At 35.5% G+C, this 24,847-nt stretch carries 27 protein-coding genes and 1 pseudogene; 4 read left to right on the forward strand and 24 right to left on the reverse strand.

The window, feature by feature from the left end; genetic code table 11:
• Both tyrS and C7377_RS04160 read right to left on the reverse strand, forming a co-directional pair.
• Nucleotides 1-1,296 (reverse strand): tyrosine--tRNA ligase, encoded by a 1,296-nt coding sequence (tyrS, locus tag C7377_RS04155; RefSeq protein WP_116496047.1) that lies wholly within the window; start codon nt 1,294-1,296, stop codon nt 1-3.
• A 32-nt stretch (nt 1,297-1,328) separates the two neighbouring features.
• Nucleotides 1,329-1,871 carry a CvpA family protein gene (locus C7377_RS04160; RefSeq protein ID WP_116496048.1) on the reverse strand — a complete coding sequence of 181 codons (543 nt, stop codon included), beginning with the start codon at nt 1,869-1,871 and terminating at the stop codon, nt 1,329-1,331.
• Nucleotides 1,872-2,022: 151 nt separating this feature from the next.
• Here C7377_RS04160 and C7377_RS04165 point away from each other — a divergent pair, with 151 nt between their 5' ends.
• Complete coding sequence (locus C7377_RS04165) at nt 2,023-2,619, forward strand: porin family protein (protein ID WP_116496049.1); 597 nt, start codon at nt 2,023-2,025, stop codon at nt 2,617-2,619.
• Nucleotides 2,620-2,693: 74 nt separating this feature from the next.
• Here the strand turns inward: C7377_RS04165 and C7377_RS04170 are convergent, their stop codons facing one another.
• The 8 genes from C7377_RS04170 to C7377_RS04205 all read right to left on the reverse strand — a co-directional run bounded on the left by C7377_RS04170 (nt 2,694) and on the right by C7377_RS04205 (nt 8,458).
• Entirely contained in the window at nt 2,694-3,899 is a 1,206-nt protein-coding gene (locus C7377_RS04170) for a C1 family peptidase (protein WP_116496050.1), read from the reverse strand.
• Between the two features lie 127 nt (nt 3,900-4,026).
• Nucleotides 4,027-4,590, reverse strand: a complete 564-nt coding sequence (ruvC, locus tag C7377_RS04175; protein WP_394336360.1) for a crossover junction endodeoxyribonuclease RuvC — start codon at nt 4,588-4,590, stop codon at nt 4,027-4,029.
• A complete protein-coding gene (locus C7377_RS04180; RefSeq protein WP_116496052.1) occupies nt 4,584-4,886 on the reverse strand; it encodes a DUF4286 family protein in 303 nt (100 codons plus the stop codon). The genes ruvC and C7377_RS04180 overlap by 7 nt, the downstream gene beginning before the upstream one ends.
• A 40-nt stretch (nt 4,887-4,926) precedes the next feature.
• A complete protein-coding gene (gene serS / locus C7377_RS04185) occupies nt 4,927-6,201 on the reverse strand; it encodes a serine--tRNA ligase (RefSeq protein ID WP_116496053.1) in 1,275 nt (424 codons plus the stop codon).
• Between the two features lie 105 nt (nt 6,202-6,306).
• Nucleotides 6,307-6,570 carry a 50S ribosomal protein L27 gene (gene rpmA, locus C7377_RS04190; protein WP_116496054.1) on the reverse strand — a complete coding sequence of 88 codons (264 nt, stop codon included), beginning with the start codon at nt 6,568-6,570 and terminating at the stop codon, nt 6,307-6,309.
• Between the two features lie 20 nt (nt 6,571-6,590).
• Nucleotides 6,591-6,905, reverse strand: coding sequence for a 50S ribosomal protein L21 (rplU, locus tag C7377_RS04195; RefSeq protein ID WP_116496055.1), 315 nt, complete (start codon nt 6,903-6,905; stop codon nt 6,591-6,593).
• Between the two features lie 124 nt (nt 6,906-7,029).
• Nucleotides 7,030-7,779: an SIMPL domain-containing protein gene (locus C7377_RS04200; RefSeq protein WP_116496056.1), complete on the reverse strand. Its 750-nt coding sequence runs from the start codon at nt 7,777-7,779 to the stop codon at nt 7,030-7,032.
• 40 nt (nt 7,780-7,819) lie between these two features.
• Nucleotides 7,820-8,458, reverse strand: a complete 639-nt coding sequence (locus tag C7377_RS04205; protein ID WP_116496057.1) for a LolA family protein — start codon at nt 8,456-8,458, stop codon at nt 7,820-7,822.
• 156 nt (nt 8,459-8,614) lie between these two features.
• Between C7377_RS04205 and C7377_RS04210 the strand changes: the two genes are divergently transcribed.
• The 3 genes and pseudogenes from C7377_RS04210 to C7377_RS09835 all read left to right on the forward strand — a co-directional run.
• Nucleotides 8,615-9,619: an NAD(P)H-dependent glycerol-3-phosphate dehydrogenase gene (locus C7377_RS04210; RefSeq protein ID WP_116496058.1), complete on the forward strand. Its 1,005-nt coding sequence runs from the start codon at nt 8,615-8,617 to the stop codon at nt 9,617-9,619.
• A gap of 21 nt (nt 9,620-9,640) precedes the next feature.
• On the forward strand, nt 9,641-10,984 hold the full coding sequence (locus tag C7377_RS04215) for a glucose-6-phosphate isomerase (protein WP_116496059.1): 1,344 nt from the start codon (nt 9,641-9,643) through the stop codon (nt 10,982-10,984).
• A gap of 57 nt (nt 10,985-11,041) precedes the next feature.
• Nucleotides 11,042-11,122, forward strand: a pseudogene (locus C7377_RS09835) (ClbS/DfsB family four-helix bundle protein); the annotation flags it as partial.
• Nucleotides 11,123-11,139: 17 nt separating this feature from the next.
• On the opposite strand, the gene C7377_RS04225 reads toward C7377_RS09835, so the two are convergent.
• The 14 genes from C7377_RS04225 to C7377_RS04290 form a co-directional block, all read right to left on the reverse strand.
• Nucleotides 11,140-11,409: a hypothetical protein gene (locus C7377_RS04225; RefSeq protein WP_133241459.1), complete on the reverse strand. Its 270-nt coding sequence runs from the start codon at nt 11,407-11,409 to the stop codon at nt 11,140-11,142.
• A gap of 61 nt (nt 11,410-11,470) precedes the next feature.
• Nucleotides 11,471-13,126: a DNA repair protein RecN gene (gene recN, locus C7377_RS04230; protein ID WP_116496061.1), complete on the reverse strand. Its 1,656-nt coding sequence runs from the start codon at nt 13,124-13,126 to the stop codon at nt 11,471-11,473.
• Nucleotides 13,126-14,028: a type IX secretion system protein PorD gene (gene porD, locus C7377_RS04235; RefSeq protein ID WP_116496062.1), complete on the reverse strand. Its 903-nt coding sequence runs from the start codon at nt 14,026-14,028 to the stop codon at nt 13,126-13,128. Before porD ends, recN begins: the two co-directional genes overlap by 1 nt.
• A 24-nt stretch (nt 14,029-14,052) precedes the next feature.
• The gene (locus tag C7377_RS04240; protein WP_116496063.1) at nt 14,053-14,376 is read right to left on the reverse strand and encodes a DNA-directed RNA polymerase subunit omega; all 324 of its coding nucleotides are present in this window, start codon (nt 14,374-14,376) and stop codon (nt 14,053-14,055) included.
• Between the two features lie 12 nt (nt 14,377-14,388).
• The gene (locus C7377_RS04245) at nt 14,389-15,180 is read right to left on the reverse strand and encodes an outer membrane protein assembly factor BamD (protein WP_116496064.1); all 792 of its coding nucleotides are present in this window, start codon (nt 15,178-15,180) and stop codon (nt 14,389-14,391) included.
• Between the two features lie 111 nt (nt 15,181-15,291).
• On the reverse strand, nt 15,292-15,543 hold the full coding sequence (locus C7377_RS04250; protein ID WP_116496065.1) for a DUF6327 family protein: 252 nt from the start codon (nt 15,541-15,543) through the stop codon (nt 15,292-15,294).
• A 6-nt stretch (nt 15,544-15,549) separates the two neighbouring features.
• Nucleotides 15,550-15,900 carry a hypothetical protein gene (locus tag C7377_RS04255; protein ID WP_116496066.1) on the reverse strand — a complete coding sequence of 117 codons (351 nt, stop codon included), beginning with the start codon at nt 15,898-15,900 and terminating at the stop codon, nt 15,550-15,552.
• Nucleotides 15,901-15,903: 3 nt separating this feature from the next.
• Entirely contained in the window at nt 15,904-16,233 is a 330-nt protein-coding gene (locus C7377_RS04260) for a YtxH domain-containing protein (RefSeq protein WP_116496067.1), read from the reverse strand.
• Nucleotides 16,234-16,437: 204 nt separating this feature from the next.
• Nucleotides 16,438-19,167: a pyruvate, phosphate dikinase gene (ppdK, locus tag C7377_RS04265; RefSeq protein WP_116496068.1), complete on the reverse strand. Its 2,730-nt coding sequence runs from the start codon at nt 19,165-19,167 to the stop codon at nt 16,438-16,440.
• Between the two features lie 237 nt (nt 19,168-19,404).
• Complete coding sequence (locus tag C7377_RS04270; RefSeq protein WP_243408291.1) at nt 19,405-20,163, reverse strand: TIGR02757 family protein; 759 nt, start codon at nt 20,161-20,163, stop codon at nt 19,405-19,407.
• Nucleotide 20,164: 1 nt separating this feature from the next.
• Nucleotides 20,165-20,584 carry a hypothetical protein gene (locus tag C7377_RS04275; RefSeq protein ID WP_116496070.1) on the reverse strand — a complete coding sequence of 140 codons (420 nt, stop codon included), beginning with the start codon at nt 20,582-20,584 and terminating at the stop codon, nt 20,165-20,167.
• 70 nt (nt 20,585-20,654) lie between these two features.
• Nucleotides 20,655-22,187 (reverse strand): carbon-nitrogen hydrolase family protein, encoded by a 1,533-nt coding sequence (locus C7377_RS04280; protein WP_116496071.1) that lies wholly within the window; start codon nt 22,185-22,187, stop codon nt 20,655-20,657.
• Nucleotides 22,188-22,335: 148 nt separating this feature from the next.
• Nucleotides 22,336-23,025 carry a potassium channel family protein gene (locus tag C7377_RS04285; protein WP_116496072.1) on the reverse strand — a complete coding sequence of 230 codons (690 nt, stop codon included), beginning with the start codon at nt 23,023-23,025 and terminating at the stop codon, nt 22,336-22,338.
• 11 nt (nt 23,026-23,036) lie between these two features.
• Nucleotides 23,037-24,791 carry a TrkH family potassium uptake protein gene (locus C7377_RS04290; RefSeq protein WP_116496073.1) on the reverse strand — a complete coding sequence of 585 codons (1,755 nt, stop codon included), beginning with the start codon at nt 24,789-24,791 and terminating at the stop codon, nt 23,037-23,039.
• Between the last annotated feature and the right edge of the window lie 56 nt (nt 24,792-24,847).

Consider the following 24,847-nt stretch of genomic DNA (forward strand, 5'->3'; position numbering starts at 1 on the left):
CTATTTTGTAATTAAAAGGTAGTAATTTTTCTTGCCTTTTTGTGCTAAAATATATTTCCCAGCAATAAGATGTTCATTATTTAGGCTATAATCAGCATCAGCAATTTTTGTTTTATTGATACTGATAGCATTTCCTTTAATCGCTCTGCGCAATTCTCCCTTAGAAGAGAAAGCTGGTGCTTCTTCGGCTAATAAACTAACGATATCAATACCTTCTTGCAATTTACTGGCACTTATTTCAAACTGAGGAACACCATCAAATATGCTCAACAATGTTTTCTCATCTAATTTGCGCAAGCTCTCTTCAGTTGCACGCCCAAAGAGTATTTGTGAAGCTTCAACTGCCATATCATATGCTTCCCGAGAATGTATCATTACTGTTACTTCTTCTGCCAATTTTTGTTGTAATTGACGTTGGTGTGGAGCTTCTTTATGTTTTTCCACTAAGTCTTTAATTTCTTCTTCAGAAAGTAACGTAAATATCTTGATATAGCGTTCTGCATCTTCATCGGATGTATTTAGCCAAAATTGATAAAACTGATAAGGAGAAGTACGCTCTGGATCTAGCCATATATTCCCACTTTCTGTTTTACCAAATTTATTCCCATCAGCTTTAGTAATGAGGGGACAAGTGATTGCAAAAGCTTCTCCTCCCGTCTTACGACGGATGAGTTCTGTTCCAGTGGTCATATTACCCCATTGGTCAGAACCGCCCATTTGCAGTTTGCAGTTTTTGTTTTGATTCAACCATAGAAAATCATATCCTTGAACCAATTGATAGGTAAATTCGGTGAATGACATTCCTGCTTTACTGTCAGCACTTAGGCGTTTTTTTACAGAATCTTTAGCCATCATATAATTCACAGTAATGTGTTTCCCTACATCACGGATGAAGTCTAAGAATGAAAAATCTTTCATCCAGTCATAGTTGTTTACCATCTCAGCTACGTTTTCAGCATCGCTGTCAAAATCCAGAAAATTTGCCAATTGATTTTTTATGGACTCTTGATTATGGCGAAGTGTTTCTTCATCTAACAAATTACGTTCTTGAGATTTTCCTGAGGGGTCACCTATCATTCCCGTAGCACCTCCAACCAATACTAGAGGTTTGTGACCGCAACTTTGGAAATGTTTCAGCATCATAACGCCGACCAAATGCCCAATGTGTAGAGAATCTGCCGTAGGGTCTATACCTACATAGGCTGTAGTCATTTCTTTGTTTGTTTGTTCTTCTGCACCTGGCATAGCGTTATGAATCATTCCACGCCATGTCAGTTCTTGTATAAAATTTTTCATGATTTTATTCTTTAAATGATGTTACTTCCCTATTAAATAGGCGTACTATCAATATCTTCTAATGTCTTGTCTATAGTTTCTTTCACTTCGTCGAAATGCTCATCGGCAAATTCATAAATCACCCCGGCAAATCCATTGAGGGGATAATACAGGTAGCTGTCATTTATCGTTTTTTGCTTTACAATCTGTTTGTCTTTATTTACCCTATCCAATCCATTAACTACTAAAGAAAGGATAATACCAATTTTTAAAAGACCGAAGATCAGTCCTAGAAGTCTATTTAAAATACCCAGTTGTGCAATATGAAGTGCTTGCGTTATAACTTTTCCAATAATACTGACTGCAACGAGAATTACCAAAAATGTGATAACGAAGCTTAGAAATGGTAGATAATCGCCCTGCATACCAAGCTTATCATGCAGAAATTCTGTTGTAAATAATCTATATTTCAATGCTCCCCAAATTGCCAAAATCAATGCAGCAAATGTAGTGAGCTCCACAATAAATCCATTTCTAAATCCTTTGTATGCAAACCATAGTATAATGATGAGCAAAACAATATCTATCCAAACCATGCTTGAGTATTTTTCACAAAGATATTTCAAATTCTACTAAGAATAAAATTTGAAGATTTCATAAATAAAATGTTAAGATTCATCAAGAAATAGTTTGCAAGAAAAAAAATAATAACTTCGCAACAAGTATTTATTAAAAAAACAAATTATTATGAAGAAAGTGGTATTATTACTAGTGAGTTGTTTTGTTGTTTTAAGTGCAACAAATGCACAAGGCTTTGATTTTGGTGTTAAGGCTGGTTATCTTTATTCTGATATTGATGAAGTTTCTGTAGATGCTTTGAAAACTGAAGGTAATAGCGGTTATTTCTTAGGCGTTTTTACTAGATTTAGTAGTAAATCGTGGTTTTTTCAACCTGAAGTTCAATATCGTGTTCGTTCTTCTGAAGTGGTTTCTGTTTCAGATGCAATCAAAGGTAAAGTTGATGTTGAGATGAAAACGATAGATATTCCGTTGCAGGTGGGAACTAACTTACTTGACCTGCCAATGATAAGATTAGCATTGCATGCTGGTCCGACATTGTCTTTTAATGTTGCTGATGACACAACAATAAAAAATGAAATATCAAATTTTGATATTGATAAATTTACTGACTATAAATCATTTATTTGGTCTGGACAAATTGGTTTAACGGCAGATATTTCTCGTTTTACTGTTGGTGTTGCATATGAGAAGGGGTTTTCTGATATCTCAGACGGCTTAGGAAAAAATAATTTAGTCCTTGTAAATGTTGGGTTGAGATTCTAATAGTCATAATCAAAAAAACAAAAGGCTGTATCTTTTTTTTAGACACAGCCTTTTTTGTAGAACATTAAATCTAATTATTTAATACCCAATTTGTTTTTAATTGCTTGAGGGATTGCATCTTTATGAACTAGAATATTCATGGTCTTGTATGCAACATAAGGTTTTGATACGTAAAATGAACCATCAAAATCATTGTAGTTACCCCAAGAGTTTTTCACTTTATAATATTTATTTCCAATTTGGTCAGTTGCTGTACCATAGATATGCATTCCATGGTCGTCTGTTGATTGGTAATTGTCAAAAGCTTCTTGTCTCAATTCTTGAGTAATTACTTTTTCCTTTCCAGGCTTGTCAAAAGAGTAGATTTTCTTATTTCTTTCAGCCTCAGACATTGCTTCCCATTTGCCAATCTCAGCTTGATCCATTGATTCAATATTGGTTTCAGGAACAATTGCTACACCAACTTTCTTAGTATTAAACCCTTTTTCACTGACGTCAGCAGCCCATGCAACAGAGTAGCCAGTTTCTAAAGCGTTGTCAATAACTTGCATCATTTCATCTAAAGGCACGTTATAGATAGTTTTCCAAAGCCAGTTATCTTGAACTTCAAAAATAAATTCTTCATAGAAAGGATGATGTGTGTACGAACCAATTGCAACATAATCTTCTGGTACTATACCGCAATAGTCTGTCAAGAAACTCTTTGGTGTGTATGTTTTTCCATCATATACAAAACTCTTTGGAAGTTCACCAAAGTATGCATCTAATGCACCTTCGAAAGCAACCTTCCATTTAGGAGAAAGTTTACGATTAGGATTTTTAATAGCAGCATCAGCGATGCCTCTTAGAACAGCTTCTACTTCACCATGTACGTGTCCTTTTTCTCCATATTCTAAACCACTATAAACAGATTCAGGAACGATACCATATTTATCAAACACATAAAGATTGTCATGGAAAGCACCACCTTGTGCAAAGTTTAAATAGCCGTGTAATCTTACATATTTTTCTGCTTTGTCAGTGTAAGTATGACGGACAACAAACATTTCAGAAAGGTCTGTAACAGGTTTTCCCATGCGTAACATCTCTTGTTCAAAGAATGAATTAGCAGAAAATGACCAACAAGTCCCTGAGCGATTTTGATCCTTCACAGGAGTAATATCTAGATTGATAATGTCTGTAAATTTGTAGCCCTCTGGCTTTTCCTCTTTCTTAGTGTCCTGTGCATATACACTTGTAAAAGTGAAGCACAAAAGCAATGCATAAAGTAATTGTTTCATGTTTTATTAAATTTTTGGTAATAATTTATTCTGTAAAAGTCGAAGATATAAAATATCAAGCATACTTACTGTAATGTTTTACAACACATCGCATTCAATAGGATAAAAGCATAAACTGAATAGGGGACTATTTTTTTACTCTAGCAGGATTCTTTTCAGCAAATTCTTTCCAAGATTTGGCACCTCCACCTTTTATTTGAAGCTTACTCTGATAAAAATGGCATAAGGCAATAGCTAGCGCATCAGTCTCATCAAGTGAGGAAGGCATTTTTTCGATTTTCAATTGTTTTTGAAGCATCAGTGCTACCTGTTCCTTTGAGGCTTCACCATTCCCGGTTACAGCTATTTTTATTTTTTTTGGTGCATATTCTGAAATAGGAATGTCTCGTTGTAATGCGGCAGCAATAGCTACACCTTGTGCTCTGCCTAATTTAAGCATAGATTGTACATTTTTACCAAAAAATTGAGATTCAATGGCTAATTCGTCAGGATGGTATTTATCGATAACTTGTAATGTTCTTTTGAAGATTGTTCGAAGTTTTAGGTAAGAATCACTCATTTTAGAGAGGTTAAGTGCACCACTAAGTATGACTTCAGGTTTATTATCAACGACACGCAAAAGTCCATAACCCAAGTAATTTGTTCCGGGGTCTATTCCCATGATAATGCGTTCGCCTTTTATCATTATAATACCTTTAACAGCGTAGAAAATGCTAAAACATCTTGACCAAATTCTTTGATGAGTTTTGCCTCACATTGTGGCAGATATTTTTGTTCAAACTCTTGATATGCTGAAGCGTTTTCTAAATGTAGCTGTAGTGAGTAAGAGAAACTTCCTCCTTGTTCGCCCACCATTACCCGAGAGAAAACTTTGTCAGTAATCATGTTTGTATCTTCTAAAAATGGGAAATAGTGAGTTCGCATCCATTCAATCCATTGGTCTTGCAACTCTGTACGCACGCTATATGTTGTGTTTAAAATAATCATTCGAAATGTTCTCCTTTGTTAAAGAATAATGTCGTAAAACTTAATCAATTAAATCAAAACGAGTATATGGAACTAAAGCATCTGGTATACGAATTCCCTTTTCTGTTTGGTTATTCTCCAACAAAGCAGCCATAATTCTTGGCAAGGCTAAAGCACTGCCATTTAACGTATGAGCTAAAGTTGTCCCTTTGCTGTTTTTACTTTTAAAACGAAGTTTTAATCTATTAGCTTGGTAACTTTCAAAGTTGGAAACAGAACTAACCTCTAACCAACGTTTCTGTGCAACAGAATATACTTCAAAGTCAAAAGTAAGGGCAGAAGTGAAGCTCAAATCACCACCACAAAGTCGTAAAATGCGATAAGGCAATTCAAGTTTTATCAAGATAGCTTCAACATGTGCGACCATTTCGTTTAAAATCTCATATGATTTATCAGGGTGTGCCACTTGGACTACTTCTACTTTATCAAACTGATGTAGTCGGTTGAGTCCTCTTACATCTTTACCGTATGAACCTGCTTCGCGACGGAAACAAGGAGTGTATGCAGTATTTTTCTTAGGTAGATTTTCTTCTTGTAATATTACATCACGGTAGATATTGGTAACCGGTACTTCTGCTGTAGGTATCAAGTATAAATTATCACCAGTCACATGATACATTTGTCCTTCCTTGTCTGGAAGTTGACCTGTTCCATACGCGGAATCTTCATTAACTACAATAGGAGGGAGCACTTCCTCGTAGCCAGCTTTGATGTTTTCATCGAGAAAGAAACTTATCAATGCACGTTGGAGTGCTGCGCCTTTACCCTTATATACTGGAAATCCTGCTCCTGTAATTTTGGTTCCCAATTCAAAATCAACGATATCATATTTTGTCAATAAATCCCAATGCGGAATCATGTCGTCTTTAGTCTCAGGAACATTTAGACAATCTTTTTCAATGATATTGTCAGCATCAGTTTTTCCCGCAGGCACAGAAGGGTGGGGTATGTTCGGCAATTGAATTAAAAGTTCCTCCAAACGTTGATTATAATTGCTTACTTCATCATTGTGTTCAGCAATTTCTGTTTTAAGGTTTGCAGTTTTTGCTTTTATATTATTAGCCTCTTCTGTTTTGCCTTCTCTAAATAATTGTCCTATTTCTTTAGAAAGTGAATTCATAAAAGCTTGTTTCTCCTCTAATTGTTGTAGGCTAGTTCTCCGTTTAGCATCTACATCAACTATTTCAGCAACGATATCAGAAACATCTACATTTTTGATTTTTAAAGCTTCAATGATTTTTTCACTGTTGGCAATGATGTTTTTTAATTCTAACATTTTATAGGACTTTAGATTTTAGTTTTGTTTCAAGGGGTAAAAATAACAAAAATCCCCTGCTTCTTTGCAGAAACAGGGGAAGTTTTTTCTCTTAGTCTTAATCTTCTATTCTTCAGCAACTGGTACTACATGAACATAAGATTTGTTGTCTTTTTTCTTGATAAACGTTACCTCACCATCTACTAATGCAAATAGTGTGTGGTCTTTACCACAACCAACATTCAATCCTGGATTGTGCTTTGTACCACGTTGACGTACGATGATATTACCTGCTTTTGCAAATTGTCCACCATATACTTTTACGCCGAGGCGTTTACTTTCTGATTCTCTACCGTTCTTAGAACTACCGACACCTTTTTTATGAGCCATTTGTCTTCGATTTTAAAAATTTAACCTACGATTTCTGTTATTTTCAATTGCGTAAGGTCTTGTCTGTGACCATTCAGTTTTTGATAACCTTTTCTACGCTTTTTCTTGAAAACTTTCACTTTTTCACCACGGAAATGTTTCAAAACCTCCGCACTTACTTTAGCACTTTCGAGTACAGGTGTTCCTACCTGAATACTTCCATCATTATCAACAAGTAAAACTTTGTCGAAATCTACTTTGTCACCTTCTTTCAAAGAGTTCAGTCTATGAACTGTAATCTTTTGATCTTGATTTACTTTAAACTGCTTTCCAGCAATTTCTACAATTGCATACATTTGCTATACTTTTTTCAAGTTTTCCCGTAAGGCGAGTTTCTATAACTACTTTTTTGAGCCCTAACGAGTTTTCATAATTTGGTGGGCAAAGGTACGAATATATTTTAAGAATGCAATAGTGAATTTATTTTATTCTATAATTTAACTTCACTGTAATAGAGGCAGTTTTGTCTTTGTCAGCTGTATTAAATGTTCCTCCCCAAGAATAGTCTTCTCCGGAATTCTGTCCTGTAATTTGGAAGACACCCATCTTTGCCGAAATTAAATCACCGAGTCTGCCCTTAGAGTTTTCGGCAATCATGTCTGCACGTAATTTAGCGTCAGCAGTGGCTTTAGAAATAAGCTCTATTTTTAAATCTGCCAATTTTGTATAATAATAACGCGGTGGTTGCGAATAGAAACCAATACCTCTATTGAGTAACTCAGTAATTTCTCTTGATATTTTTTCCACTTTTTCAACATTCTTAGACTTTACCTGCAATGATTGCGTTAAAGTATATCCTAAAAATCGATTACCTATATATTTCCCATCATCAGAATATTTAGATTCTGTTTCTTCTCTACTTTGCACGGCATTAAATATAAGTTCTTCAGGTGCAATTCCCTTCGATGTTAAATAACTAGTAATAATTTGCTTGTCTCTTTCTAAACTTGAATAAGCACTGCTTAAATCTGTACTAGTTCTGCTAAAAGAACCGTCCCAGACAATAAGGTCCGAAGTGAAATTAGTTTCTCCTAATCCTGTTACTTCAACGCTTCCAGAAGGGTTGCTTCTTTGAATATATGCATCTCCTAATAAATAGGCTGCTATAATAATTGCGAGTCCAAAAATAGACGCAATGATAATGTTCTTGTTACTCTTTGTGGTGTTCATTAGTTTATTTATCAATTAATTTTGTTGAAAGATACAATAATTATCTCATATCTATAACTTCAACATCAGGATGTGCCGTTTCGTCAAAGACAAATTTGCTATCAGAAACCGGAAGATCCTTTTTTAAAGTAAGAATTTTTATCTCTACATCATCACCGGATTTTCCGATAGACTCCATAGAAACCAAATTATTCGTTTTAACATCTATTTTCGCAATAATCTTTTTAAAATTTTGATTTTCCTTTTTAGGAAGTAAATCAATGACGTGGATACTTTTACCGTTTTCAATAATTTTACCTACATATTCATGCTCGTATCCCTTTTGATAGATAGTGAACAAATTTGATGGTTTTAAGAAATCCTCATCATCACTTTCAGGATTTTGGATACTTACCTCATCCACATCTTTAATAAAAGAATATAGGTATTGACCATCGAAATAGGTTTCAGCACCCATCACGTCAATGAAATATTTATCACCTTTAATAATATATTTGCCTTTACTGGTTTCATAAATATTAGATGATTTATTTTCTAATTTATATTCAAATTCGCCTTGCATTGTTTTACAAGCTTTACTTTGTGCTGCTAGTTTATCTAAAATTGACTTAGCATCTTGAGCAAGAACAGAGCTCAAGGCAACAAACACTAACACTGTTATACTAATTATTTTTTTCATGATTTATATTGATGTAAAATTCTACTTAATTTGATAATTTCATAGGCAAGTTCTATGCCAAAAATAGAAGGTGTTAAAAGATTATAAATTGTTTAGAATGATATTGCATGAGGGGTGATTTTTTGATAGTTTTGTACATATCACTTAAATATAGAAATGGATATTACCGAAAGTAATTTAAGAATCGCAATAATTGGTGGAGGGAGTATGGCTACAGCAATTGCAAAAATGCTACAGTCGAATAGTCTTTCCTTCAATTGGTATATGAGAAAACGCGAAACGATCAAGAAGTTCAAAGAGCTGGGGCATAACCCTAGCTACCTCTCAGCTGTACGTTTCAATATTAATAAGATAAAATTTTATAATAATCTGAATAAGTGTGCAGAAAATTCTGATCTTTTGATTTTTGTTATTCCTGCAGCTTTCATGCACAAAGGACTTGAAAATCTTACGACAGATATTTCAGAAAAGTACATTGTTTCAGCAACAAAAGGTATATCTCCTGAGACAGGCGAGTTAGCCAGTCAGTATTTCATCAATCAGCATCAAATCTCTATGAGCAATTTTGGTGTGATAAAGGGGCCATGCCATGCAGAGGAAATTGCACTAGAGCGTTTATCGTATCTTACAATTGCCTCAGAAAATAACGAATTGGCTACAGTTGTTACTAAAATATTAGGAACTGCGTACACAAAACTGTGCACTTCTAATGACGTACTTGGTACAGAATACGCGGCTGTTTTGAAAAATGTTATGGCAATAGCGTCGGGTGTAGCTTACGGTCTGCGCTATGGAGATAATTTTCAAGCTGTACTCATCAGCAATGCTATTAAAGAAATGAAGCGCTTTTTAGATGTTGTTGTTCCCCAAGAAAGGGACATTAAAGATTCTGTTTACTTAGGCGATCTTTTGGTTACAACTTATTCACAATTTAGTAGAAATCGTACTTTTGGTACGATGATTGGACGAGGTTATACAGTAAAATCAGCAATTTTGGAGCTGTCTATGGTTGCTGAAGGGTACTATGCTGTAAAAAGCATTTATGACATTATGATGGAATTAGATATTCATATGCCTATCACAAAAGCTGTTTATCTAATCTTACATGAAAGAATTGCTCCCTCAATAGAGATGAAGATTCTCTCAGACGAATTACAATAATCAACATTAAATACACCTACGATGAAAAAGATAAAATTAGACCTAAAAAATGTTTCTCCATTTGTTGATGAAGCTACAGTTGAAAAATATGCTGAAAAAGCATCGGATTTTCGTAATGATTTACTAAATGGTACAGGTGAAGGGAGTGATTTCTTAGGCTGGGTAGAGCTTCCTTCTAATACGCCTGAAGAATTAGTTGCTGAGATAGAAGATGTTGCTACCCATTTTCGGAATACGGTGGACGTGTTGGTTGTAGTAGGAATTGGCGGTTCATACTTAGGGGCAAAAGCTGTGATTGATGCACTTTCTCATAGTTTTGATATGATGACACAAGAAAATGAGAATCCAATCATATTATATGCAGGACAAAATATTAATGAAGATTACTTGTCTGAGCTAAAAGAGGTGCTTAGAGGTGTTACTTTCGGTATTTGTGTGATTTCTAAATCAGGAACAACTACTGAGCCAGCAATTGCATTTCGTGTATTGAAGGCTTTGCTCGAAGAACAGGAGGGTGAAGATGCTTCCAACTATATCGTAGCGATTACTGACAAAGAAAAAGGCGCATTACGGACATTGGCTGACCAAAAGGGTTATAAAACTTTCGTGATTCCTGATAATGTAGGAGGACGGTATTCTGTTCTTACGCCAGTAGGACTTTTGCCAATAGCCTGTGCAGGTTTTGATATAAAAGCGTTGATAGCAGGAGCAAAAGAGATGCAAAAGCATTTACTATTAACCTCATTTGAAAGTAATATTGCTATGCAATATGCAGCCTTCCGAAATGCATTGTATGATGAAGGAAAGAAGCTTGAAATCTTAGTAAATTATCATCCAAAACTTGCGAACATATCAGAGTGGTGGAAGCAATTATACGGGGAGAGTGAAGGTAAAGATGGAAAAGGTATTTTTCCGGCGAGTGTAAACTTTACTACTGACTTGCATTCTATGGGACAGTACATTCAAGATGGAGAGCGGACGCTATTCGAAACAGTACTTTCTGTAGCTTTACCAAATCAAGAAATTGCAATACCAGAAACAGAAGAGGATTTAGATAATCTGAATTATCTTGCAGGAAAGAGACTAGATGATGTAAATAAATCAGCGGAGGTAGCAACCACTTTAGCACATGTAGATGGGGGTGTTCCAAATTTTAGAATTATCATCCCAAGGTTAGATGCTTATTACTTAGGACAGTTAATATACTTCTTTGAATTTGCTTGTGGATTGAGTGGCTATATGCTAGGAGTGAATCCATTTGACCAGCCTGGAGTTGAAGCCTATAAAAAGAATATGTTTGCATTGCTAGGGAAACCGGGTTTCGAAGACGAGACAGAAGAAATAAATAAGAGAATCGAGGAATAGCACTGTTTTAGGTTCATCATTAGGCTAATTAAGAAAATAATCTCGTAGAGTAGTTACTGTGTTTCAGCAACTTCAAGTCATTATGACTGGGCATTGAAAAAATTAAAAGCTCACCTAAAAAGAGCATTGAAAAAGTAGTAATTGTAAATTGAGTTTTAGATTTCTTGTATATCTTGTTGAGACATGCGTTTTTGTCGCCATCTTTTACCTACATATTGTCCCAAGAAAAAAATGGCTAATAATACAGGAAAGGTAACCCATGTATATTCTAGCTCTAACCAATTACGCATAAAATACAAGAAAACAACTGGTACGTGAATAGCCACAAACCATTGCCATGAAAATTTCTTTTCACCACCTCGCCAGTATCCGAATGGAATATTTATAAAAAAAGTAAAGAGGAACAGTATGATAAGATTAGTCATGATTTTTTCAGCTATTTGCACAAAGCTATTGATAGTTTGATAAAATACCAAATATTCTTTTTTACGATTGTGACAATAAAGCTCTAGCATTGGCTATAGCTTCTGAAGTAAGTTGTCTTCCAGAAAGCATTTTAGCTATCGCTACAGTACGATCGTCTGCATCTAATTTTGTAATAGATGTAAGCGTTTTATCACTGGTGTCTTTCTTATAAACTTGCCAATGCTGGTTTGCCTTAGCGGCAATTTGGGGTAGGTGGGTAATAGCTATTACTTGCATTTGCTGAGCCATTTCATGCATAGTGTCACCCATTTTTGAAGCAATTTCGCCCGATACTCCACTATCTATTTCATCAAAAATCAAGGTAGGCAATACCATTGATTTTGCCATGAGTTGTTTTATAGAGAGCATGAGACGTGAAAGCTCACCGCCAGATGCTACATCACTAATAGGAGCAGGGCTTGTGTTTTTATTAGTAGAAAATAAAATATAAATAGTCTCTTTTCCCAGCATTTTAAACTCATTAGTAGGCTCTACTCCAATCAGAATTTTAGCATGTGGCATACCAAGGCGTTGCAGTTGTTCAGTAAGTTGTTTCTCTATTTTAGGGATGGCTTTTTTTCTTGACTTTGACAATTGACTAGCAAAGTCAGAAGTTTGTGTCATTTGAGATTCGAGTTCATTTTCGATTTTCGCTAAATGCTCATCAAAATGATGCACTGCATTGACTTTTTCTTGCAATTCTTGTTCTAATTGTAAAAGCTCTGCAATAGTGTCCTTTCCATGTTTTTGCTGAAGACGATAAATAGTATCAAGCCGTTCACTGACTTCAATTGCACGCTTAGGGTCATTTTGCAAGCGTTCTGCTTCTACAAGAATTTCAGAAATAATGTCTTTTAGCTCAATATAGACACTTTCTAGTCGATCTCCTAATGCCTTTGAGGGGTTATGGACATCTTCTAGCTTTTGAAAATTAGAGGCTAATTTTCTTATATTCTCAATAGGGGTGAGGTCTGAATTAAAATAATCATTGGCTTCTGAGTAGGAATTAATAATACTTTCCATTTGTGAAAGCATAGTATTTTCTTGCTCTAGTTGCTCTTGTTCGCCGTCTTTTAAGTCAGCTGAAATGAGTTCTTCTAACTGAAATTGCCAATAGTCGATATCAGAGCTTTGTTGTCGTTGGGATTCAAGCAATGTTGCTTTTTTCTTTTTTAACTCTTGAAGTAGTCTATAAGACTTTTGATACTCAGAAAGGACTTTTTTATTTTTTGAATAATTGTCTACCAACTGAAATTGAAAAGCTTCGTTTTCTATCTGCAAATTCTGATGTTGCGAATGTATATCAATTAGTTTAGATGTAAATTCCTTTAAAACGTTTAGTCTTACAGGTGTATCATTTATAAATGCTCGTGACTTCCCTGTGGGAGAGAGCTCACGTCTTATAAGGGTTATATCTTCATAGTCGATATCTTCTGCTGTAAAAAAGTCTGAAAGATCATAGTTAGAGATTGAAAATTCTCCTTCAACGATGCATTTCTTTTTAGGGTCACCAATGCTTGAAAGGTTTGCTCGCTCACCAAGTAGAAGCCCTAAGGCGCCTAATATTATGGATTTACCCGCACCTGTTTCACCTGTGAGTACAACAAAACCCTTATCAAATGCTATGGTAAGGGCTTCAATCAATGCATAGTTTTGAATATGCAGACTTTGTAACATTATTCTAAGACTTTATAGATACCTAAATGCCCTGGGTCAATAGTGCCTAATAAATCGTACATCTCTTTACGCTTTTCAGGTGGCAATACTAATGTACTTTGTGTGATTTCATTAGCTTTTGCGTCAAAGAACATATGCATTGCAGCCACGTCTGATGATTTTTGATGAACTTTGGCTAAATCTTTTATACTCTCAAGCATATTTTCAATAGCTTCCCGAGGTTCTGTCACCATTTTATCTAATCCCTCTCGATGATAGTTGTAAATTGATTCACGGAGTTCCTTGTAGTTTAAGAGATCTTCTACCATCCAATAACGATTAATCTCACGTTCTGATGTTGACCATCCGTCATTAGACAATCCTTGACCTTGCTGAACACTTATATCCAATGCTTTCTTGAAATAGGATGTGCCTCCTAGGCGAGAAAAGCTGTCGCCATCTAATCCGAGAATGAGGTAGGCATAGTATGCTGCAACTGCTACTAATTCTTTATTTTTACCAACACCTTCGTAGTGAAATGCCTCGTTTGGCAAATATGAAAATGTGATTTGTTTATCTTTGTGATTAAGCAGAGGAGTGATATAGGAAGAATTAAATACAGGACGACTCGCTTGTACCTGAACACTTGCTTGGTAGCTGTTTTCATTAGGTACACCCTCTATAATAAGTAGAAAAGTACAAGCAATCTTTTCTTTTGCATTATTTTTATTATCAGTCCACTTTGTTGCATTTAAAATGTCCGACAGATTTTGTTCTAAGGTCTTAAATACTACATGATCAACTCCGGTTACTTTTTGAGTAATGACCTTTACATCACAATCTAGCTCCTGTCCAATAGATGGCGTAAGAAAGTTAAAACTTTGAAGAATGAGGAAGATTTTTATGTAGCTAGAGCGACTCATAGAACGGATAAATTTAATGATTGTCTATTCCGTTTTTTCTCCTCTGCGGTAATAGATTCGATCTTGAGTAAACTCTTCTAAAGCGATAAGTACAGGCTTAGGTAGTCTTTCGTAGAATTTTGAAATCTCAATTTGCTCTCTATTTTCAAAAATCTCTTCAAGATTATCAGATACCGATGCAAAATCTTGTAATTTTTTGCTCAGCTCTTCTTTCATCTCCACAGAAATCTGATTTGATCTTTTAGCAATAATCATTAATGTTTCATAAACATTGCCAACTTCAGCGCTTAATTCTTTAACGTTACGCGTGATAGTATTTGTGTCTGCTTTTGTATTTTTAAAATCCATAGGTATAATAAGTTATTCAGTTCCTAGATATTCGTTAATATTATTGTTCATCCTCTTAGCCTTACTCACATATTTGCTGTCAGGAAACTCTTCAGCAAATGACAAGTATTCTTCCTTAGCCTTGTTGTAGCGGTCACGTTTTTTAGAAGGGATACTGTTTTTAGCTAATTGATAACGTGACTCTAGAAGCATAAAGAGTATTTCCTCTCGATATCCTGATTCGGGATATTCCTTTATACTATTGTTTAAAGCAATAATGGCAGAGTCGTAATACTCTCTATCATAATAAGATTTAGCATTTAAGTAGGATTTTTTCACCAGCTTATCGTAGAGCTTAGAAATGTATTCTTTAGCATCGTCATTTCTTGAACTATTAGGGTATCTCTTGATATAGGTTTCAAAGGCTTGAATAGCATCTTTAGTAGGTGTCTGATCCAATAAAACCATCGGAGTACCTTTATAATAGCAGAATGCTTTCATATATAAACATTCTTCAACATAAGGACTTTTAGGATATAGACGAACTATTTGATTGAAATAGTTACCCGCATCTAAATAACGCTTTTGTTCATATAAGGAATACGCATAATAATACTCTATGGTAGGTGCTTGAGTTCTTCCTCTATAAAGTGGGCGTACGTCATCCAGCAGATCAAGCGTTTTTGCATAGTCTTGTGAATTAAAGTACTCAATAGCCTTTTTTAGCTTAAATTCAGCATTAGTACTTTTTTTGATTTCTTGATATTCCCCACAGCTTGCAAAAAAGAAAGCCACGCCGATAAGTATCACTACTATTTTTCGCATTGTCTTCAGATAAGTTCATTTTGAAGTTGCAAAGTTAGCAATAATTTTCATTCCTACCGAAAAACATCAGTTTTTAACGAATTTTAGAACTAATGATAAATGATCGTAAACTTAGATTCTAAAAATACGTTTTGCTACAAAAGCTATAATAATATTACGAATAGCGACTTTCCAGTTAATTCCGTGGGTTGATCTTGTTCTTGATAAACTGCTAATCGCATTTAGTGCAAGATTCTTAGGAGCCAAGCTGTATTTTAATTGCTCAGATTCATTCTTCATGGTCCATATTGCAATCTCCTTTTTCAGTTTCAATATTCTAAGCTCTTTATCAATTTCCTTAAAGGACTTGTATGTTTTCTGCATAATATTTTAGTCTTCTTTTACAATTTCAGAGAGAATCCGCAATATAGGTCTATCTACAATAAATTTCTTTAACGCTAAGAATAAAATTAGCGCAACGAGAATTATCCCTGCCATAGTTAAAAATCCGTAGGCGTTATTGCCCCAATATTCACCGAGGGCAAAGCCACCAGCTAAGCATAAGAAAAACACAATGAGTAAACAAGCTAGGGCTACTATAAGTATCTTAGTTAATCCTGTTGCAGTTTTAGCTGCAATTTTAAAACCTAGAAGCTTATAGTAGTCCATATTGTCACTCATTACATTCTCCATTTGAGCCTTAAGCTCTTTGGCGTTATGAGTGATATTTTCTAGTGCCATATATTATTTTTGAAGTTTGGCGTTTGCTTGTTTCAAATCAGCTAATTTCTTCTCCAATACATCAATTACTTCATCAGCTTTGTAACTTGATTTTGTAACTAAGTACTCAACATTATCTTCTAAACTACCTTTAGCTTGCATTGTTTTAGCTTTTACCTCATCAGTTAGCTCGTTTAGACGAGATTTGATATCCTCAGTAGTCTCATCGAAAGTTCTTTTAATTTTCTTACGAGTTTTTTTTCCCTCGTCTGGAGCCATTAATACACCTACTCCTAAACCAATTGCGATTCCAGCTAAAGCTGCTAACATTGAATTTCCACTGTTGTGTGCCATAATATTTAAGTTTTTAAATGTTAAAAATATATGAACATAAATGACAAATACCTTGCCATATAACTTTAGTACATCGGAAAAATTCTGATTTTTTTATTGCATATAAAAAAAGTTATGCTTGATATGCCATTCTTTATATTTATAATATAAAAAGAGCTGTTCCTTAAAGAAACAGCTCCTCATATTTTAGTAAATAAGATTTTATTATTTATCTAATTCAATAGCTGATTGTGCAGCTGCTAGACGTGCGATAGGTACGCGGAATGGTGAACAAGAAACATAATCCATATTTACCGTTCCGCAGAACTTCACTGATGAAGGTTCTCCACCATGTTCTCCACAAATGCCGACTTTCAATTTTGCGTTCGAACTACGACCTTTTTCAGTACCCATTTGTACTAATTGTCCTACACCTTCTTGATCTAATACTTGGAAAGGATCATTCTTCAAGATGCCTTTGTTTAAGTAGATAGGAAGGAATTTGCCAGCGTCGTCACGAGAATAACCGTAAGTCATCTGTGTAAGGTCATTTGTACCAAATGAGAAGAATTCAGCTACTTCAGCAACTTTGTCAGCAGTAAGTGCTGCACGAGGAATCTCAATCATTGTTCCTACTAAGTAATCAATGCTTTCTCCTTTTTCTTCAAATACTTTGTTTGCAATTCTGTCAATAATTTCTTTTTGAAGTTTCAATTCTTCTACAGTTCCAATAAGTGGCACCATAATCTCTGGACGTGGGTCTTTACCTTTTTTCTTCAAGTTTACAGCAGCTTCTAAAATTGCTCGAGCTTGCATTTCTGTAATCTCAGGATAAGTATTTCCTAAACGGCAACCTCTATGTCCTAACATCGGGTTGAATTCGTGTAAAGATTCCACTTTAGATTTTACAACATCAGCAGGAACGCCTAATTCTTTCGCCATTTCTTCTTGAGATGCCTCGTCATTAGGAGTAAACTCATGCAATGGTGGGTCTAATAAACGGATAGTTACACCAAAACCGTCCATAGCTTCTAGGATTCCTTCAAAGTCTTCACGTTGCATTGGCAGTAATTTAGCTAATGCTTTGCGACGCCCTTCTTCATCTTCTGCTAATATCATTTCTCTAACTGCAATGATTCTTTCTCCTTCAAAGAACATATGCTCTGTACGGCAAAGACCAATACCTTTTGCTCCAAAGTCACGTGCTACTTGTGCATCGTGTGGGGTATCAGCGTTAGTACGAACATACATCTTAGTATATTTCTCTGCTAATTCCATGATTTTTGCAAAGTTTCCAGAAAGCTCAGGATTTACAGTTGCAACTTTATCTTCATATACCTCACCAGTTGATCCGTTTAATGAAATCCAGTCGCCTTCTTTTACTACGCGGTCACCTACTTTGAAGGTGCGTCCTTCATAGTCCACTCTTACGTCACCAGCACCTGAAACGCAACATTTACCCATACCACGTGCAACTACGGCTGCGTGAGAAGTCATACCGCCACGTGCAGTTAAAATACCATTAGCCACGTGCATTCCTTTCAAGTCTTCAGGAGAAGTTTCTTGACGAACCAATACTACTTCTTCACCACGATTTTTCCATTCTTCAGCATCGTTAGCAAAGAATACTACGCGACCTGTAGCAGCACCTGGTGATGCTGGAAGTCCTTTTGTGATAACGGTTGCAGATTCTAATGCTTTTTTCTCAAATACTGGGTGAAGTAATTCATCTAATTTATCAGCTTCTTGACGTAATAATGCTGTTTTTTCATCAATCATTCCTTGGTCAAGCATTTCTACTGCCATGCGTACCATCGCAGATCCAGTACGCTTACCATTTCTTGTTTGTAAAATCCAAAGTTTACCATCTTGAATAGTGAACTCTAAATCTTGCATATCAGAATAATGATCTTCTAATTTTTGTTGAGTAGCATCTAATTCCTTGTAGATTTCAGGCATAGCTTCTTCCAAAGATGGATATTTAGCTTTACGATCATCCTCAGAAACTCCTGCACGCTTAGCCCAGCGACGAGAACCTTCAACGGTAATCTCTTGTGGAGTACGTACACCCGCAACCACGTCTTCTCCCTGTGCATCGATTAGGTACTCGCCGTTAAAGATATCTTCTCCAGTTGCGGCATCACGAGTGAAAGCTACACCAGTTGCAGAGTTTTTACCCATATTACCATACACCATCGCTTGTACGTTTACAGCAGTTCCCCACTCAGCAGGAATTTGGTGCATTTGGCGATAATAAATAGCACGCTCAGTATTCCAAGAATCGAATACTGCACATACAGCTCCCCAAAGTTGATCCCATGGGTTAGTAGGAAAATCGTCGCCAGTACGATCATGTACTACCTTCTTGAATTTTTCCACCAAAGTTTTTAAGTCTTCAGGAGTGAATTCAGTATCTAGTTCGTAGCCTTTAGCTTCTTTTAATTTATCAATTTCAATTTCAAAAGGATCATGTTTTCCGTCTTCGGCTTCTACACCCATCACTACGTCACCATACATTTGGATAAAACGACGGTATGAATCCCAAGCAAAACGCTCATTGCCTGATTTTTCAGCAACTAATTTTACAGTTTCGTCATTCATACCCAAGTTAAGAACCGTATTCATCATACCCGGCATAGAAACTCGAGCACCAGAACGTACTGAAAGTAATAAAGGAAAAGCTTCACCTTTAGAACCGAATTTTGCATTCATTGCCTCTTCAGTCTCCTTGATTTTGGCTTCTACTTCTGATTTTATCAAATCTACAGTGTAGTCTCTGCCTTTATCATTGTAAACGGTACATACCTCTGTGGTGATTGTGAAACCAGCTGGAACAGGTACACCGATAAGATTCATCTCTGCCAAATTGGCTCCTTTACCGCCTAATAGGTTTTTCATACTTGCGTTACCTTCAGCTTTTCCATCGCCGAAAAAATACACGTGCTTATCGCTCATAATTTATTAATTTAATATTATATATAGTTTACTGTAATTCCCATAAAAATGAATAGGCACAAAGATATACGAACTTTCGATTATTTGCAAGTCATTTATATCCGAAAACGTTTGTAAAACAATGTTTTGAATATTAAAAAGTGTTAAGTTTAATATTGTAGGTTTATGTGATGTTAATGGCTCAGAATTCTCTCTAAAAATTTACAAGATGTTGTGAAAATATAAAAGGTTTTGGTTTCAACTAAAGTCATTTTCTATAGAAAGTCCAAATAGGGCAAAATCATATTTTACAGGATCATTTTTATCGAAAAATCTTAACTTTTGGGTTAATTGCATCGCTGCCTTCCAATCGTCTTGTGTTCTTTCCAGGAGACCTAGGAATCTTGCAGTTCTCCCAACATGTACATCTAACGGACAGATTAGGTCTTTTGGTTTTATTGTTTTCCATAAACCAAAGTCCACACCTTTGTTATCGTGGCGTACCATCCAACGCATATACATATTGAGACGCTTGCAAGCAGATTTTCTTTCTGGGGTTGCTATGTGTTTTCGGGTGCGTTGTGGGGCATAGGGAGTATTAAAAAAGGAGTGATGAAATTTTTCCAAATTAGTTTTCATAGTACCTCCTAATGTAAAGGCAGACTCTAGACTATTATGCTCGGCATAGTGCCTTTTTAGAAAATCTACGGTATAGAGCAAATCAGTATCATTGAAAGTACGGTGTTTGAATCCTAGCAGTTGCCTACTATCCTGTTCTGTACTATTACGTATGAAATCATAAGGTGAATTATCCATCCGTTGCATGAGTTCGTTGCATTTGTTGATGATGGTTTTGCGTAGTCCCCAAGCTAGAATAGCGGCAAAAAATCCGCTAATCTCGATATCTTGTAATACAGAAAAACCGTGTGGAATCACTATCGGATCATTCTCGATAAACTCCACACGGTTGTATTTTTCTACTTTGTTATCTAAATATTCTTTTAAGTTACTTCCCAAGTTACTTATTTTTCACTTTAGTGTATTTACCCGCTAAAGTACTGCCATCCTTACAAAAATATTTTAATGCAGGTATATTTTCTTCAAGTTTTGTGGTAACTTCTAAAGTTTCTTTATCAACAGATTTGATAATCATCTTAGCACCTTTGTCCCATTCTTCGATAGGTACTTCAAGGATATCATTGACAATGTTTCCTTCTTTTTTAAATGTGCAACCTTCGTTACCTTCTTTGATATTGGTGGAAGTAAAAGTGACTTCGTAAATACTGTCAGCTTTAGCTTTAACCATTAATGTCTGATAGTTTGTATTTGACTCATCTTGAGTCTCTGATTTGTATGTACCGACAAATGCATCTTTATCATCTTTACCACACGCAAAGAATACAAAAACTCCAAGAACTAAAACAACTATTTTTTTCATGATATTATTACTTTTTTAAGTTAATACTAATAGTTAGTTTCTATCAATTTTAATGCCAATGAATCTCTTTTTACTTTTTCCTTCGGTACAATCGGTATAAGTCTTTCCGTCTGTCATTTAAATTATTGACACTTCCTACTTGATTCAACTCTGTGAGTAAATTCAAATCGACATCAGCTATGAGAATCATTTCTGTATTAGATGTGGTTTGTGCTTTTACGCCATCGGTAGGAAAGGCAAAGTCACAAGGAGTGAAGACTCCTGACTGGGCAAATTGTATATCCATATTATGCACTTTAGGTAAGTTCCCTACACTACCGGCAATAGCCACGTAGCATTCGTTCTCAATAGCTCTAGCCTGCGCGCAATGGCGAATTCTGCAGTACCCGTTTTGTGTGTCAGTGAGGAAAGGAATAAACAGAATATTCATACCTTCGTCTGCTAGGATTCGGCTAAGCTCAGGAAATTCTGAGTCATAGCAGATTAACACTCCAATTTTACCACAATCGGTATCAAAAGTTTTGAATCCATTGCCACCCTGCATACCCCATACTTTTCGTTCGTCGGGTGTTACATGCAGTTTTTCAAAACGATCAATGCTACCATCGCGTTTACATAAATAGCCTGCATTATATAGCAATTCATCTTTGATTTCAGGCATACTTCCTGTGATAATGTTGATATTGTATGAAATCGCTAATTCTGAAAAACGCTCAACAATTGCTGGGGTATAACTGGCTAAATCTCGAATGGATTCTGCTGGATTCATCGCATTATTACCTGCCATGAGTGGGGCATTAAAGAATTCTGGGAATAATGCAAAGTCAGAACGATAACCGGATACAGAGTCGACAAAAAACTCGGCTTGTTGCATGAGTTCATCCAAGTTTTTATAAGGTCGCATCTGCCACTGAACTAAACCTAACCGAACAATTGATTTTTGTGTTTCTGCTTGTTCAACAGCCTCTTCGTAGGAAATATTATCCCATTCTAAGAGTACAGCATATTCATTCGAAGCTTCATCACCTTCTAAATAACCTTTTAAAATCTTTGAAGCATGAAAATCATTCGATAATTGGAAGTTGAGAACAGGATCATGAATTTCTTTTCGCTTAACCTTCTGGAGGTATTCTTTTGGAGAAATTTCATCAGCATATTTGTGGTAATTAGGAATGCGACCGCCTATGGCTATTCCTTTTAAATTAAGACGTTCACACAGTTCTTTCCGATAATCATATAGGCGTCTGCCTAAACGCAAAGCTCGAAATTCAGGTTTTATGAAAACATCAATTCCATACAGCATATCACCGTCATTGGTGTGCGTACTGAAGGTGTAATCCCCTGTTACCTTTTTATAAGTGTGTTGTCGATTGTATTTTGCATAATCAACAATTATACTCAATGCACAACCAGCTAGTTGCCCATTAATTTTAATAACGACTTGCCCTTCAGGAAAATGCTCAATTAAGTATTCAATTGCATCCTCTTCCCAATAAGGGTCAGGTATATTTTTGTAAACCTGTATCATCACAGATTTTAGTTCCTTATAATCATCGATGGTAAGGTACTTCAGTTCTATATTATCTATTTCTTTAATATCCATAATTTGATGGTATAGTGTGTGTCAATGATTCAAAATTACATTAAAAAAATCCTTTCTGAACTTGAGATAAGAAAATTATAGTCTGAATATTACTATAGATTTTTGATACGCTCCATTTGAATGCTTATTTACTAGTTCTCTCTCTATTTTATAAACTTCTTTTTAAGAATTTCTCCAAATCGTGATTTGCTCCATAAACGACTAATATGTCTTTCTCTTCTAAGAGTAAATCTGCCGAGGCTACACCTTGTACTTTGCTAATATTACGTTTTCCGCCAATAATGCTACTCATCTCTTTCATCTTGATGGTTGTGAGCAGTAGAGTATTATATTTACTTTGAAAATCCAGCTCTTTCACTCTTTTCCCCACATATTCGTCTGGGACTTCTACTTCAATAATACTGTATTCACTATTAATTTCAAATGATTCTGCAATATTTTTTAATGTTAACTTCTTAGCCCATCGTTGTGCAGTTTCTGCTTCTGGACGAACTATTTCATCAACTCCTATGGCATGAAGTACTTTTTCGTGTAATGGATTTATGGCACGACTGATTAATCGCTTCGCTTTCAAATTTTTGAAAACAGCTGTCACCATAATACTAGTTCCAGGCTCTTCTCCTATAGCCACAACCACTACATCAGTATCTTTTATGGGAAGTCCTGAAACAGTTGTTTCGTCGGTGGCATCTAAGCTAATAGTATGAGTGATTTTTTCTTTTAGTGCATCAACTTTATCCATTTTAATATCGATTCCTATAACCTCATGTCCTTGGGCTGTAAGCTCTTCAGCCAAAGCTGCGCCAAAATTTCCTAAGCCTACGATAATATACTTCATTTCATACAGATTTAGTTTATAATAATTTCTTCAGTCGGATAACTATAAGCCTTTTCCTTTACTTTTTTCATCAGGGCAATAACTATTGAGAGCATGCTGACTCTTCCTATAAACATGATAAAGATAATGACTAGTTTCCCTACATTAGATAAATCAGCTGTGATTCCCAAACTGAGACCTACTGTACTGTAAGCTGAAAAGCATTCGAAGGCTATCGCCAAGAGTTGTTTTTCTTCATCAAAAATGGAAATAAGCATGATACCCAAGCCGATAACGACCAAAGATAGACTAATAATAGCTGAGGCTCGTCTAAGGGAAACGGTTGCAATCCTTCGTCTAAACACCTCAACGTGTTCTTTTCCTCTGCCTAGACTGGTAATATTCAAGATAGAAATAGCAAATGTACTCGTTTTAATACCACCACCTGTTGATGCTGGTGAAGCCCCAATCCACATTAATAAAAAAATCAACATTATTGTAGATAGATGAAGCTCATTCAAATCCAGAGTATTAAAGCCGGCTGTACGTGGAGTGGTTGCTGTAAATAATGCAGTAACCCATTTACCGCTTTCCGATTGATGAGCAAATGCATGGTCTTGCTCTAAAAAGTAAAAAAAGATGGTTCCTGAAACGATTAACCCAAAGGTGGTAATAAGCGTAATTCTACTGCTGAGATTGAGCAACCAAGGCTTGTGAGGATTTTTATGTCCGGTAAACGGTATTATCATAAGAATTTTATGTTTCAGATATCTTAGAAGATTTACAACAATAGGAAAACCTAAACCTCCAATGATGAACGTGATGCAGATAACCAATTGCAGGGAATAGTTGGTGTTAACTCCGCTGTCATATAAGTTCTGGGATAGTGTTGAAAAACCGGCATTGCAAAAAGCTGAAATGGCATGAAATCCAGAAAAGAAAAGCGTATCAGCAAAATTACCAATAGAATTGTGACTTCCTAAACTGATAAAAATCAAGATGGCTGAGATAAGCTCAATGGTGAAAGTAATTACGAGAACATATTTTAAAGTGGAGAAAACTTCTCCCAGCTTATTCGTATTAGTAATGTCTCCTAAAATTAGTTGATTTCTATATGAAGAACCTCCTTTGAAGAAATAACTAAAATAACTCGCCACTGTTAAGATGCCTATACCACCAATTTGAATAAGAATGAGTATAAATATTTGTCCAAGTTGTGTAAATGCTGTTGCCGTATTCACCACAACTAAACCTGTGACACAAACTGCACTAGTCGATGTAAATAAGGCATCAATAAATGAGATATCTCTATAAGTAGCCTTAGGAAGCATGAGTAGCAGTGTTCCCAACAAAATGATAAGCAGAAAGCTGAGAATAAATAATTGTGGTGGGTTTATTGAGATGCGATTTAAGTTAACCCTACGATCTGATACTTCTCTAAAAAAGATGATAATAACTCCTAAAATAACCCAATCATCACCAATCCATAACGTATTCAACCCTTCATATGGTATCACGAATAAATGGTGATAAATAATAAATAAAATAAAGAGGAAAATAAGGGCATCTAATATTTTAATTTTAAAACTGTATTCAGACTTCCGGTCAAGAATATGTCTAAAGCTAATATTCATAAGACCGATAAAAAGCACAATAAAGTAGAATCCATTAATCAGATTTTCAAAATATAATGATTGCTCAAATCCAAAATCTACAATAATCAATAGGATATTAAAGATACTTATGAAAAAGGCAGTCTTATAAATGTTTTGAAGATTAATTTTCACTTGGCTCTCTTTCTATGCGTTAGGCTGTGGCAAAAGTAAGGATAAAAACCTATGCA

This window comes from Balneicella halophila, assembly GCF_003096835.1.
Classification (GTDB): Bacteria; Bacteroidota; Bacteroidia; order Bacteroidales; family Balneicellaceae; genus Balneicella; species Balneicella halophila.